Source organism: Achromobacter sp. Bel, assembly GCF_012928505.1.
GTDB lineage: Bacteria > Pseudomonadota > Gammaproteobacteria > Burkholderiales > Burkholderiaceae_B > Achromobacter.
Genome location: NZ_JABBJN010000012.1, coordinates 1 through 14,076, shown reverse-complemented (window position 1 = coordinate 14,076; position 14,076 = coordinate 1). Strand labels below are relative to the sequence as shown.

The window sequence follows — 14,076 nt, the reverse complement described above, 5'->3', positions numbered from 1 at the left end:
TCCTCACACCTTTCCGGTGGGGTCCAGGCGGTCTCGCAACCAGTCGCCAAGCAGGTTAAGTCCCAGCACGGTCAGCATGATCGCCAAGCCCGGGAAGACGCTGACCCACCATGCGGTCTGCATGTAGGTGCGGCCATCGGCAAGCATACCGCCCCAGCTGGGGATCATGGGATCCACGCCCAGGCCCAGGAAGGTCAGGCTGCTTTCCAGCAGGATGTTGTTGGCCACGTTGAGCGTCATCAGGATCACCAGCGGACCCAGCAGGTTTGGCACGATGTGGTGGCGGATCATCGCCAGGTCGCGCACGCCGAAAGCGCGGGCGGCCAGCACGAATTCGCGCTCACGCAAGGCCAGCACCTGCGCCCGCACCAGGCGCGCATATTGCACCCATTGCGACACGATCATGAAGAAGATCACGTTGTACAGCCCGCCGCCCAGGATGGCGATGAACGTGATGGCCACCAGGATGAAGGGCAGCGCCAGTTGCACGTCAGCGAAACGCATGACGATCATGTCCCAGAAGCCGCGGTAGTAGCCGGCGATGAGGCCCATGATGATGCCCAGCAGGGCGCCGCCCAGGACGGACGCGAAGCCCACCATCAGCGAAATCTTGCCGCCGACGATTACGCGGGCCAGCACGTCGCGGCCCAGCGGGTCGGTGCCGAACGGATGCGCGGCGGACGAGAAGGGCGCCATCAAGCGGGCGGCCAGGTCCATCGATTCGCCGCCATCCGGGAACAGCCAGCCGGAGCTCAGCACCAGCAAAACCATGACGCCGGTCAGCAGGGCGCCCAGCACGAATTCCAGCGAACGGTAGCGGCTGCGCGGCTTGAAGGGCTTGGGGGCGGCGGCGGCGGCGGTGGGGGTGGTTGTCTGCATGATGCTTACCGCGTGCGGATACGGGGATCGACGATGCCGTAGGCGATGTCGACGATCAGGTTGACCAGGACGATGACGGTGGCCAGCACGGTGACCGTGCCTTGCAGCACCGGGTAGTCGCGGCCGGAAATGGCGTCGAACGCCAGCGTGCCCAGGCCGGGCCAGTTGAACACCATCTCGATGACGACGATGCCGCCGATCAGGCCGCCGAACTGCAGGCCCAGATAGGTGATGAGCGGAATCGCGCAATTGCGCAGCGCATGCTTGTACAGCACCACGCGTTCCTTTAAGCCTTTGCTGCGCGCCACCATGATGTACTGCGCCGACAGCGTCTCCAGCATCGTTGTGCGCACCAGGCGGATGTTGGTGGCGCTGAGGATGATGGCCATCGTCAAGGACGGCAGGATCAGGCTGGCGGGGCCGCTCCAGCCCGAGGGCGGCAGCAGCGGGAACGTGATCGACAGCAGCAGTACCAGCATCAGCGCCAGCCAGAAGTTGGGGAACGACAGGCCCACCAGCGACAGGATGCGGATCGCCTGGTCGGTCGCCTTGCCGCGCTTGATGGCCGCCTGGATGCCCAGCGGCAGCGAGATCAGGATCGAGAAGATCAGCGAGGTGAAGGCCAGCATCAGGGTGGCGGGCAGGGCGTCGCCGATCAGCTTGGCGACGGACGTGCCGCCCATGAAGCTGCGGCCGAAGTCGCCATGCAGCAGGCCCTGCATATAAGACAGGTATTGCTCGTGGAAGGGCCGGTTCAAGCCCAGCGCCTGGCGGATGTTCGCCAGGTCTTGTTCGGTGACGCTGCCCGAGCCCTGGCTGAGCATCAGCGCGGGGTCGCCGGTCAGGCGCACGGCATAAGAGACAAGCAGCGTCACGGCGACGATCACGAAGACCGCCTGCAACACGCGTTTAATGAGAAATCCGGTCATAAGGCGCCGCCCCGGCTTGCGCCGGAGAGGGTAGGTTGGGTTAATGCTTCAACAGGCATCGCAACGTGCACCGCTCAAGCGGGATGCCAAGGAGCCGGCTCCGCCGGTCCTTGGGCATGCTCCCTTGAGGGGGAAGCGCGTCAGCGCTCCAGGGGTGGTACCTACTCCACGGAGGCGTTCAAGAAGCGGAAACGGATGTCGCCCGGCACTTCCAGGTTCTTCACGCGCTTGTTCACGCCCACGATCGTGTTCAGGCTGTACAGCGGCAATTCCAACGCCTGGTCGGCGACATAGCTGGCGATTTCCTGCAGCATGGCTTCGCGCTTCTTCACGTCGTAGACGGTGCGTTGCGCTTCCAGCATGCCGTTGAGCTTGGTGTCGTTGTCGTACGGGTTCCACTTCTGGCCCGTGTGGTACATCAGGTAGGCGGTGTTGTCGTAGTCATACGTCCAGCCGCCCCATTGGTTCTGCCACATTTCGCCCGTCTTGCCGCCCGGGATGATGTCGTTGAGCAGCACGCCGGTTTCATACGGCTTGATGGTCGCGCGCACGCCCACGGCTTGCAGGTAGCCCGACACGGCTTGCGCCACTTCGCGGAAGTTCGAATCGCTGCCGCGCACGTCGATCTGCACGGTGGCGCCCGGCTTCACGCCGGCCGCGGCCAGCAGCTTCTTGGCTTCGGCGGGGTTGAACGGCAGGGGCTTCTGTTCGGGGTTGTAGCCAAAGGACTGCGGGCCCTGGAAGCTGGCGATGACCTTGGCCTGGCCCAGCAGCAGCTGCTTGACGATGGCTTCGCGGTCGACCGCCATGATCAGCGCGCGGCGCACGTCGCGGTTCTGGGTGATGCCGCCCTTGGTGTTGTAGCGCAGCGCGAAGGCCACGGGACCGCCGGTCGAGATGACGTCGGCGTTGCCGGACTTCTTCACGGTCTCGATCAGGCCCAGCGGGATCAGGGTGGCGATGTCGATGCGGCCGGCTTGCAGCTCGGCGACCTGGGTGCCGGGTTCGCCGATGAAGCGGTACACGACCTTGTCCAGCTTGGGCTTGCCGCCCCAGTATTCGTCATTGCGCGCCAGGGTCACGTTGACCTTGGGCTGGTAGCTCTCGAACTTGAACGGGCCGGTGCCGACCGGGTTCGTGTTGAAGAAGTCTTCGCCCTTTTCCTTGATGTACTTCGGCGGCACGATCATGGCGCCGTAGCCGGCAAGCTTGGTCAGCAGCACCGGGTCGGGCTGCTTGAGGATGAAGTCGACGGTGTGCTCGTCCACGACCTTGATCTCGCCGATCGAGTCATAGTTGGACTTCTGCGGACCCTTGGCGCCTTCCGCGCCCAGCAGGCGGTCGAAGGTGAACTTCACCGCTTCGGCGTCGAAGGGTTCGCCGTTGTGGAACTTGACGCCTTCGCGCAGCTTGAAGCGCAGGCGCTTGTTGTCGTCCAGGTATTCCCAGCTGGTGGCCAGGCCCGGCTGCAGCTTCAGGTCGGCGCCGCGCATCGTCAGGCCGTCGTACAGGTTGCCGCCCACGGAACCCCAGAAGGTCACGAAGGTGTCGATGGGATCCCAGCTTCCCGGGTCCTGGTTGATGGCTACGCTGAGCGTGCCGGCGGCATGCGCGGTCGAGAAGACGGCGGGCATCGCGCCGCCCAGCGCCAGGGTCAGGGCGGCGGCGGTGAAGGTGGTGCGTAGGGATTGCATGTTCGCTCCAGGGACGGGAAGTCGGATCGGGCCGAGGGAAAAAAGGGGGCTTCAGGCCGCCCGGGCCACTTGGTGGCCGGGCGCGAATTCGATCAGGGGGATGATGGCGGGCTCGTCGCCCACGCGGCGGACCGGGCTGGGGATTTCGCCTTCGATCAACGACGTGTCGATGTGGCGGCCGGGCTCGGCCACCGGCACCGCGGCCAGCAGTTTGCGGGTATAGGCATGCTGCGGCGATTCGAAGATCTGCCGGCGCGTGCCCAGTTCCACGATCTGGCCCAGATACAGCACGGCCACGCGGTGACTGACCTTTTCCACCACCGCCATGTCGTGCGTGATGAAGAGGTAGGACAGGCCGCGGTCTTTCTGCAGGTCCATCAGCAGGTTCAGGATCTGCGCCTGGATGGACACGTCCAGCGCCGACACGGATTCGTCGGCGATGATCAGTTTGGGATTGCTGGCCAGCGCGCGCGCGATGCACACGCGCTGGCGCTGGCCGCCCGAGAATTCGTGCGGGTAGCGCTTGGCGTGTTCGGGCTTCAAGCCCACTTGCTCAAGCAGTTCGCCAACGCGGCGCGCAATGGCCGCGTCGCCGTGCAAGAGGCTGTGCGTGCGGATGGGTTCGGCGATGCTGAATTCCACCGTCTTGCGCGGGTCCAGCGACGCGTAGGGATCCTGGAAGATGTACTGGATTTCCTGGCGCAGGCGCTGGCGGCCGGCGGCGTCCATCGAGAAAATGTCCTGGCCGTTGTAGCGCACCGCGCCCGAGGTCGGCGCCACCAGTTGCTGCAAGGTCTTGCCGATGGTGGATTTGCCGCTGCCCGACTCGCCCACCAGGGCCAGCGTTTCGCCGGGGTAGACGTCGAAGCTCACTTCTTCTACCGCATGCACGCGGTGCGTGACGCGGCCGAACAGGTTGTGGCCCACATCGAAGCGGGTGGTCAGCTTTTCCACGCGCAGCACCGGTTCGTCGTAGCGCGCCGTATCCTGTTCGCGCGTTTCGCCCACTTCGCGCAGGGTGTCGCCTTCCAGCACGGTTTGCGGCGTGCGCAGCGGCAGGTCGCTGCCGGTCAGGCTGCCCAGCCGCGGCACGGCGGCCAGCAGCGCGCGGGTGTAGGGGTGCTTGGGCGCGTTGAAGATCTCGTCGACGGTGCCTTGTTCAACCTTCTTGCCGCGCAGCATCACGACCACGTCGTCGGCCATCTCGGCCACCACGCCCATATCGTGCGTGATGAAGATGACGGCCGTGCCCAGGTCGCGTTGCAATTCGCGGATGGTGTTCAGGATCTGCGCCTGGATGGTCACGTCCAGCGCGGTGGTGGGTTCGTCGGCGATCAACAGGCGCGGCTGGCAGGACAGCGCCATCGCAATCATCACGCGCTGGCGCATGCCGCCGGACAACTGGTGCGGATACCGGTCCAGCAATTGCTCGGCGTCCGGCAGGCGCACCTTCTCAAGCAGCTTGCGCGCCGATTGGCGCGCCGCGGTGCGCGACAGCTGCTGATGCAGCATGATCGCCTCGACGATCTGGTCGCCGATCGTGAACACCGGGTTCAGCGACGTCATCGGCTCCTGGAAGATCATTGCGATGTCGTTGCCGCGGATCGCGCGCATCTGTTCGTCGGTGGCCTTCGTCAGGTCGGTTTCGCGACCGTCGTGGTCGCGGAACAGGATCTGCCCGGTGGCGATGCGGCCGCTGGTGTAATCGGTCAGCCGCATGATCGCCATGGAGGTGACCGACTTGCCCGAGCCGGACTCGCCGACGATCGCCAGCGTCCTGCCGGGCCGGACGTCGAAGTCCAGGCCGTCGACGGCGCGGAACACGCCGGTCTCGGTATTGAAATCGACCGATACGCCGCGTACGGACAACAACGGGGCGGACGAAGAGGCAGTAGTGCTAGACAACGTGGATTCTCACAGCGAGGTGGCGGCGCGGGCAGCCTGGTCATACAGGCCCGACAGAGTGCGCAGGGTGTTGGCCAACTGATGGTTGGCGTCGTCCGCGGCAGGCGAGTCGATGAACGATTTGACGAGGCATTGCTCGCGCACTTCGGCGTAGCGCTGGATGGCGGCGGCGCCGGTTTCGGTGGTCGTGTAGATCACTTCCTTGCCCGTCTTGGCGCTTTGCACCACGCCCAGCCGCTCCAGCTTCTTCAGCGAATAGTTCACCAGGTGGGTGTCTTCGACATTCAACGTGAAGCAGATGTCGGCCAGCTTCTTGCCGCGGCCGCGATGGAACACGTGGTTAAGCACCAGGATGTCCAGCGAGGTCAGTTCGGGCAAGCCGGCGCAGGCCATGCACCGCACCATCCAGCGGTTGAAAGCGTGGGACGCGATGATCAGCCCGAACTCCACCTCGGACAGCTCCGGGGCGGAAGAGGCGAGATGGGCGGAGGAAACAATGGCGTCCCGGACGGATACAGACATGGACAAGGCAGATTAGGGACGTATCGATGACAAAATGTTGGCGAATTATTGACGATTTGTTGATATGGAGGCATTCGGGATAACCCGCAGGAATAAGGGTCAGGTGCGTTGTCGGTGATGGTCGGTGTCGACAGTCCGGAATCTCGCGAGAAGACACGAAATTCGGAGTTATCCGATTTCTTTGCTGCGCAAACTCTTCTAATTTGGGCGCCAAGAGTTCCAAGATAAAAGACACAAATAGATACATGCCGTCCTGGCACGGCGAAATTAGTAACTATAAGTGTCAAAAACAGATAGAAAGCGCGGATTTTCGGCGAGAGACACGTATGGGAGTTGCTTTGTTTAGGCGAGGGAGAGTGTTGGCCGCCGTCGCCGTCGCCGTGGTCGGCTGTTGGAAAGCCGTTTTTGCTCAGCCGCTGCCGGATGGCGGACGCGCCGCTGAGATCCAGCGCCGGCAGGAACTTGAAATCGATGCACAGCGCCAGCGGGCCGCTGAACGTCCCGACGTCCTGACTCCCGAAGCCCGGCGTGCCGCACAAGCCCTGCAATTTCCGGCCGAGACTCCCTGCTTCGTCATCAAACAACTGGTTTGGGATGGCGCGCAGCCGCCCGCATTCGTATTGCAAGCCAGCCGCCCGGTGGTGGATCTATGCGTGGGCGGGCAAGGTTTGCGGACCTTCCAGGAATATCTGACCGGCGAACTGATCGATAGCGGCAGGGTGACCGCTCGTGTGTTGGTACCCGAACAGTCGTTGGCTGAGGGCAGGCTGACGCTGCGCTATGTGCCGGGGCGCATATCCGGCGTCAAGGGCGAAAACACCGTCGGCTGGTGGCGTACGGCGGTGCCTACGGGCCCTGGCGGCGAACTCAATCAGCGCGATCTGGATCAGGCGCTGGAGAATATCCGCCGGCTGGGCGGTCAGGCAGATGCGACGATAGACGTGGCGCCCGGCCCCGAACTGGGCGATTCGGACATCGTCATCCGCCCGGGCTCCGGCAAGCGCTGGCACGGTTATGTTGGCGGCGACAACGGCGGCATGGACGCCATCGGCAAGTATCAGGTCAATGCCGGACTGACATTGGATTCACCGTTGTTTCTGTATGACCAACTATCGGTGTCCTGGAACAGCAATGCGCGCTGGCGCGACTCAAATTCAAACACGCGCGCGGCGTCCCTGAATTACAGCATTCCCTTCGGCTACTGGACGTTCTTCGCGGGCGCCAGCAAGTCAACCTATCGGCAGACCGTGGCGGGCTTTGACGAGCCCATCATCTACGGCGGCGCCACCAAGCAGGTGCAGGCCGGCGTCTCGCTGGTGCCTTATCGCGGCCCTGCCTACAAGGGCTCGTCATCGTTGACGCTGCTGCGCAAGCGCACCACCAGCACGCTTGACGACGTAGACATCGACGTGCAGCGGCGCGACGTCACGGGCTACGAGTTCAACCTCGGACACCGCCACTATCTGGGCCGGGCCGTGTTGGACGTGGGTGGGGGCGTGCGGGGAACACTGGCGGGGCTGTCCGACAGGCCTGGCTACGTCTACGGTGATCCGCACTGGAACGGCCGCAGCACGATTCTCTCGGCGAATGCCGGCCTGCATCTGCCGTTCGAGCTGGCGGACCAGCCCTGGGCCTACCAGGTGAACTGGCAGATTCAGCATGCCAAGACTCCAATCGTGCCGTCCGATTACTTCACCATCGGCAACCGTTACGCGGTGCGGGGTTTTGACGGGCAATTGACATTGGCTGCCGAGGATGGCTGGACGCTTCGCAATGACTTGTCGCTCGGCCTGGACAAGCTCTTGCGCGTGCCCGGCCAGCAGTTGTACGCGGGCTTGGACGCGGGGCGCGTGGGCGGTCCGTCTGCCGCGTCGCTGTCCGGCCGCGCGCTGGTCGGCGCCGTTGCCGGGCTGCGCGGGCGGGTCGGCATGCCCTATGTCAACGCCAGCTACGACCTGTCGGCCGGCTGGCCCTTGAAAAAGCCTGAATCCTTGAAGACCGCGTCTACCGTGTTCGCGGCGGTCCTGATGTTCGAGTTCTGATCTCACTTCCCCCGGATGCGCACGATGTTCAAGCTACGCTCTCTGATTGTCTGGTCCGTTGTCTTCACGCAGATCTGGTCGCCGGTGTGGGCGCAGACCTTGCCGATCTCGGTGGACAAGAGCGTGCCTGGCGCCAAGCCGTCGGTGGGCGTCAACAATGGCGTACCCGTCATCAACATCGCGCCGCCTTCGGCTGGCGGCGTATCCAACAACCGCTACACGCAGTTCAATGTCGGCCCGTCCGGCGCCGTGCTCAACAACAGCGGCGGCGCCAGCCAGACGCAACTGGCGGGCCAGGTGGGCGGCAACCCCATGCTGGGTAATCGGCGCGCCAGCACCATCCTGAACCAGGTCACCGCGCCCAATCCGTCCCAGTTGCTCGGCACCCTGGAAGTGGCCGGCAACCGGGCCAACGTGATCGTCGCGAATCCCGCGGGCATTACCTGCAACGGCTGCGGCTTTCTCAACGCCGATCGTGCCACCCTGACCACGGGCAGGCCGCAGGTCGGCGCCGACGGCAGCATCGGTTTCGACATTGCTTCCGGCAAGATCCGCGTCGAAGGCGCGGGACTGAACGGCACCAACCTGAGCCAAGTTGACCTGCTGGCGCGCACGCTGGAAATCAATGCGGACGTATGGGCCGACCGGCTCAACGTGAGCGTGGGCGCGGCGCGAGTGGATTACGCGTCCGGCGACGTTTCCGCTCGGGTGGGTGAAGGCGCCGTGCCCGAGGTCGCCCTGGATACCGCGGCGCTGGGCGGCATGTACGCCAACAGCGTGCGCCTGATCGGCACCGAGGCAGGAGTGGGCGTGAACATCGGCGGCAATCTGGTCGCCCTGACCGGGGACCTGCAGGTCAATGCCGCGGGCGATGTCCGCATTGCCCCGCGCGCCACCGTGCAAGCGGCGGGAAATCTGCGCGTGGACAGCGGCCGTGACCTGGCCGTGCAGGGAGCGGCGCAGGCCGGGGAAACCGTTGCGCTCGGCGCAGTGCGCGACATCTCCGTCCAGGGCGCCGTCGCGGCGGGCGGGGCCTTGAGCGTGGGGGCGGGCGGCGACGCCGTCGTGGGCACGCAGGGTAGCCTGCGCACGCAAGGCGCCTTGCGCGTGGCGGCCGGCAAGGATCTGTCACTGTCGGGCAATCTGCTGACTTCCGATCAGAACGTGAGCGCGACCTCTGGCCGCCACCTGAAGGTGGCGGGCCAGGCGGTCGCGCCGCAGCCCGGCCAGGGCGGGACCGGCGGCAATGCCGGCGGAAACGGCTCCGGCACGGGTACGGATTCCGGCACGGGTACGGATTCCGGCACGGGTGCGGAAAACGCTGGCAATCCATCCGGCAAAACGCCGGATCCCGCCACGCCCGGTGGGCAGGGCGGCGGCGCTTCCCTGGCGGCGGGCATCGTGTCCGCAAAGGAGGGCGTCACGCTGCAGGCGGGACGTGATCTGGTGTTGCCGAATCGGGTGTACGCGTCCGGCGCGCTGCAGGCGCGGGCTAGCGCAGATGTCGTGTCCGATGCCGGCGGGCAGCTGCAGTCGGCACGCGGCATGACGATACGCGCGGGCGAGACCGTCACACTCGCCGGCGCGGCCCTGACGGACGGCGCGCTGGCTATCGAGGCCGCTAGCGACCTGCGCCTGGACGGCAGCGCGCTGGCCTATGGCGGCGCGCTGAACCTGAAGAGTGGCGCAGATTTGCGCCTGGGTGATTCCAGCAAAGCGCAGGGCAAGCGCGTCGGACTCGATGCGGCGCGCGATCTGCGGGCCGGCGGCGAACTGGTGTCCGAGAGCGCTGTAGAAATCAAGGCGGGACGCGATGCCGCGGTAGGCGCGCGGGTGCTGGCGCGCGGCGATCTGGACGTGCGCGCGCAGGGCGCCGCGGTGGTCACCGGACAGCTGGAATCCCTGGGGCTTGCACGGTTGCATGCGGGCAGCGGCGCCACGCTGGCGGGGAGCATGAGCGGCAATCAGGGCGTGGAACTGCGCGCGGCGGGGCCGCTCGTCGTCAACGGCTCGGCCGGCGCAGCCCAAGGCGCGTTGACCCTGGCGTCGGACGGCGATCTGGCCGTGGGCGGCAGCGCGCAGGCGGGCGGCCCGGTGGCGCTGAGCACGAAGGGCGCGTTGAACGTCGCAGGTACCGTGTCATCCCTGGCCGGACTCACGGCCCAGGCCGCGGGCGATGCCACCATCAACGGCAAGCTGCTGGCCGGCGGCCCGTTGCTGCTGGACGCGATAGGTCGGGTGGCGGCGGGCGTGGACGCGCGCCTGCAATCGGATGGCGCGATGCAAGTGCGCGCTGGGAGCGACCTGGCCTTGGCCGGCATGGCGAAAACCAATGCGGGCCTGGACGTGGACGCGGGCCGCGACCTGCGCGTGGACGGCGCCGCATTGGCCTATGGCGGCAAGTTGTCCCTGAACGCAGGCAACGATTTGCGGCTGGGCAGCGCCAGCCGTGCGCAGGGCGAAGGCGTGACGGCGCGTGCCGGGGGCGATCTGCAGGCCGACGGCGCAATGACCGCGCGCGGCGATATCGTACTGAACGCCGGCCGCGATGCCAGCCTGGGCGGCAAAGCCGCCGCCACGAACGACGTGAAACTCGAAAGCGGCCGCAATCTGGCCGTTGCGCAGGGCGCCCAACTGGATGCCGAAGGCAAAGCGCAACTCAAGGCGGGGCAGGACGTGGCGCTGGCGGGCACCGTGCGCAGCAACAACGGAAACCGCATCGAAGCCGCCGGCGCCGTGCGGCTGGACGGTGAAACCTCTGCGGTTTCGGGCGGGATCGATTTGCTGGCAGGAAGTGGCCTGACGGTGGGCAGCCAGGGCAAGGTGCAGGCAGGTGGCGCGTTGCGCGCCGAAAGCGGCGGCGCCTTGACGGTGGACGGCGAACTGGCCTCCCAGGGGGCGTTGACCCTGGTATCGGCGGGCGGCGCAAAGGTGGGGGGACAACTACTCTCCGGTGACACCCTGTCGCTGCATGCAGGCACGGACTTGCAGACAGGCCAAGCCGCGCAACTGCAATCGTCCAAGAGCCTGACGTTGAGCGCGGGTCAGGACATCAGCTTGGCGGGCACGGCCTTGAGTGACGGCGCCATCGCGATCGACGCCGTGCGTGGATTGCGCGTGGACGGCAGCGCGCTGGCCTACGGTGGCGTATTGACGATGAACGCCGGCGGCGATCTGCTGCTGGGCGACGCCAGCAAGACGCAGGGCAAGGGTGTTGCCGCCCTGGCGGCGCGGGACCTCATCGCGGGCGGCGAGATGGTGTCGGCAGGATCGGCCTCCCTGACCGCCGGCCGCGACGCGGTGTTCGGCGCCAGGCTCAGCGCCGATGGCGACTTGGCACTGCGGGCGCAGGACAAGGCGACGCTCACGGGCGGGGGCGAAACGACGGGTGCGGCCAGTCTGCAGGCCGGGGGCGATGTGGCCTTGTCAGGCAGCCTGCTGAGTAATCAAGGCACCGATGTGCGTGCCGGAGGCGCGCTGGATGTCAGCGGCGCGGCCGGCGCGGCCCAAGGCGCGTTGACCCTGACCGCCGAGGGCGACATGGCCGTGGGCGGCCGCGCGCAGGCGGGCGGACCTTTGTCCATGGTGGCAAAGGGCGCGCTGAGCGTGGCGGGCACGGCGTCGTCGCTGGCCGGATTGACGGCTCAGGCCGGAACCGATGCCACGGTCACGGGCAAGCTGCTGGCCGACGGCCCGCTGCTGCTGGAAGCCATGGGACAGTTGCTGGCGGGCGTCGACGCGCGTCTGCAATCCGAGGGGGGCATGACCCTGCGTGTCGGGCAGGACCTGATCCTTACCGGCCAGGCCGAAACCAATAAGGGCCTGACGCTGGAGGCCGCGCGCGACCTGCGCGTGGATGGTGCGGCGCTGGCCTATGGCGGCCCGTTGACGATGGATGCAGGCAACGACCTGCGCTTGGGCGACGCCAGTCGCACGCAGGGCGATGGTGTGTCGGCGCGCGCGGCGGGCGATTTGCTGGCGGGCGGCGCGATGGCGTCGCGCGGCGACATCCTGTTGACCGCGGGACGCGACGCGCGCGTCGATAGCAAGGCCGCGGCCACTGGCAATCTGTCGTTGGCCGCCGGGCGCGACATCGCCATGGGCACGACGGCGCAATGGGATGCCGAAGGGGGAGCGCAGGCCCGGGCCGGCAATGATATGACGCTGGCCGGTGTATGGCGCGGCAACGGCGACATGACCATGGCCGCCGCAGGCAAGTTGTCCGTCGATGGCGCGCTTGCCGCCAGCGGCGGCCGCCTGAGTCTGGACGCCGGAGGCGACCTGTCGATGAGCGAACTTGCGCGGGTGGCGGCAAAGGGTCCGGTCAATGTGACGACGCTTGGTGACCTGCGCGTGGCGGGTGCGCTCAGTTCGCTGGATGCCTTGACCATGCAGGCCGCGCGTACCGCGACCTTGGCAGGGCAGGTCTACGCGGCGCGCGGCGTGGACATGAGCGCGGGGCAGGCGTTGACGGCCGCGGGCGGTTCGCACCTTCAATCCGACGCGTCGATGACGCTGCGGGCCGGGCAGGACCTGAACCTTGCCGACACGGCGCTGGCCGAAGGTGGCATGACGCTGGAGGCCGCGCGCGACCTGCGCGTGGACGGCAACGCGCTCGCCTATGGCAGTGTGCTGGACCTGAAGAGCGGCAACGATATGCGGCTGGGCGCCGCCAGCCAGTTGCAAGGCAAGGGCGTGCAGGCCGAAGCCGGCCGCGATCTGGCGTTGGACGGCATCCTCGTGTCCTCCGCCGATGCGGCGTTGCACGCGGTGCGCGACATCCGCGTGGACGGCAGACTGGGCGCCGACGGCGCGCTGGATTTCAGCGCAGGGGGCAACCTGCGCGTCGGCGCAGCGGCGCAACTGGACGCGTCGGAGCAAGCGCGAGTGGCGGCTGCGGGCAATCTGGAACTGGCCGGGGCCGTGCGCGGGGACAAGGGCGCGCGCCTGGAAGCGGGCGGCCGGATGGATCTATCCGGAACGGCCGCGTCGGCCAACGGTGCGCTGGACCTGATCGCGGGCCTGGATATGGCACTGGCGGCCGGTAGCCGGGCGCTGGCGGGCGGTGTGCTGCAAGCGCGCGCAGGCGGCACGCTGACAACGGCGGGCACCGTATCCTCGTTGGCGGACTTGATACTGGACGCGGCCTCCGACATCAGCCTGGCGGGACAGAATCTGGCTGCGGGCAAGCTGACGATCCAGGCCGGCGGCGCACTGGCCACGGTGGCGGATTCGAGCCAGCAGGCCGGTGGTTCCGTCGATGTGCAAGCCGACAGCGCGGCGCTGGCCGGCACGCTGGTGGCCGGGCAATCCGCGACGCTGCAAATCGACAAGGACCTGTCGGTGGATGGCACGGTTCTGGCCGATGCGGGAGCGCTTATGGCCCGCGGCGGCGGCGCCATCACGCTGGGCAGCCAAAGCGCGTTGCAAGCGGGCGGGCTGTTGCAGGCGCAAGCCGGCGGCAAGCTGCTGGCGAACGGCACGATCTCTGGCCAGCAAGACATCGTTCTAAAGGCCGGCACGGACGCTGAGCTGAACGGCAAGACGGTGGCCAACGGCACCCTCAACGCTGATGTGCACGACAATCTGACCGTTGGCCAGGTGGGCCTGGCCCAGGGCAGCGGCGGGCTGCTGCTGAACGCAGGCCAGGACTTGCGCATCGCGGGCATCGCGGGCACCGCGGCGGGCGCGGGGGGCGGCGGCGGCGCACTGCAAGCTCAGGCGGGCCGCGACCTGTTCATCACGGGAACGGCGACCGCGGGCTCTCCCATCGTCCTGGGCGCCTTGCGCGATATCCGCATCGACGGCATCGCCACGGCGCTCGAGGGCGGCCTGACGGCCAATGCCGGCGAGAACTTGCGCGTTGGCACGGCCGGCAGAATGCAGGCTTCGGGCGGCTTGAGCGCCAGCGCGGGCGCGGACCTGGACGCCGATGGCGTCATTGCCGCGGGCGGCGGCCTGACGCTTACCGCAACCGGCGACGCCCGCTTGGGCGGCGTCGTGGCCGCGTTGGGCGAGAGCGCGGCCGGCAATGCCACGATCACGGCCGGACGCGACCTGATCGCGAAGCAGAATGGCCAGGTCCAGGCCGCAGGAACGTTGACT

The 14,076-nt window shown here is 67.1% G+C and carries 7 protein-coding genes; 2 read left to right on the top strand and 5 right to left on the bottom strand.

The genetic code is table 11. From position 1 onward, the window contains the following. Nucleotides 1-3: 3 nt before the first annotated feature. The 5 genes from HG262_RS09980 to HG262_RS09960 form a co-directional block, all read right to left on the bottom strand. Nucleotides 4-879 carry an ABC transporter permease gene (locus HG262_RS09980; protein ID WP_169270866.1) on the bottom strand — a complete coding sequence of 292 codons (876 nt, stop codon included), beginning with the start codon at nt 877-879 and terminating at the stop codon, nt 4-6. Between the two features lie 5 nt (nt 880-884). Further along, nucleotides 885-1,808 carry an ABC transporter permease gene (locus tag HG262_RS09975; RefSeq protein ID WP_105556445.1) on the bottom strand — a complete coding sequence of 308 codons (924 nt, stop codon included), beginning with the start codon at nt 1,806-1,808 and terminating at the stop codon, nt 885-887. Nucleotides 1,809-1,969: 161 nt separating this feature from the next. Beyond that, the gene (locus tag HG262_RS09970) at nt 1,970-3,502 is read right to left on the bottom strand and encodes an ABC transporter substrate-binding protein (RefSeq protein WP_169270865.1); all 1,533 of its coding nucleotides are present in this window, start codon (nt 3,500-3,502) and stop codon (nt 1,970-1,972) included. 51 nt (nt 3,503-3,553) lie between these two features. Further along, nucleotides 3,554-5,407: a dipeptide ABC transporter ATP-binding protein gene (locus tag HG262_RS09965; protein ID WP_169270864.1), complete on the bottom strand. Its 1,854-nt coding sequence runs from the start codon at nt 5,405-5,407 to the stop codon at nt 3,554-3,556. Nucleotides 5,408-5,416: 9 nt separating this feature from the next. Continuing rightward, nucleotides 5,417-5,929, bottom strand: a complete 513-nt coding sequence (locus tag HG262_RS09960) for a winged helix DNA-binding protein (protein WP_169270863.1) — start codon at nt 5,927-5,929, stop codon at nt 5,417-5,419. 356 nt (nt 5,930-6,285) lie between these two features. Here HG262_RS09960 and HG262_RS09955 point away from each other — a divergent pair, with 356 nt between their 5' ends. Both HG262_RS09955 and HG262_RS09950 read left to right on the top strand, forming a co-directional pair. After that, nucleotides 6,286-7,971 carry a ShlB/FhaC/HecB family hemolysin secretion/activation protein gene (locus HG262_RS09955; protein WP_348984380.1) on the top strand — a complete coding sequence of 562 codons (1,686 nt, stop codon included), beginning with the start codon at nt 6,286-6,288 and terminating at the stop codon, nt 7,969-7,971. 24 nt (nt 7,972-7,995) lie between these two features. Then, the coding region (locus tag HG262_RS09950) for a filamentous hemagglutinin N-terminal domain-containing protein (RefSeq protein WP_169270862.1) at nt 7,996-14,076 on the top strand (6,081 nt) is incomplete at its 3' end.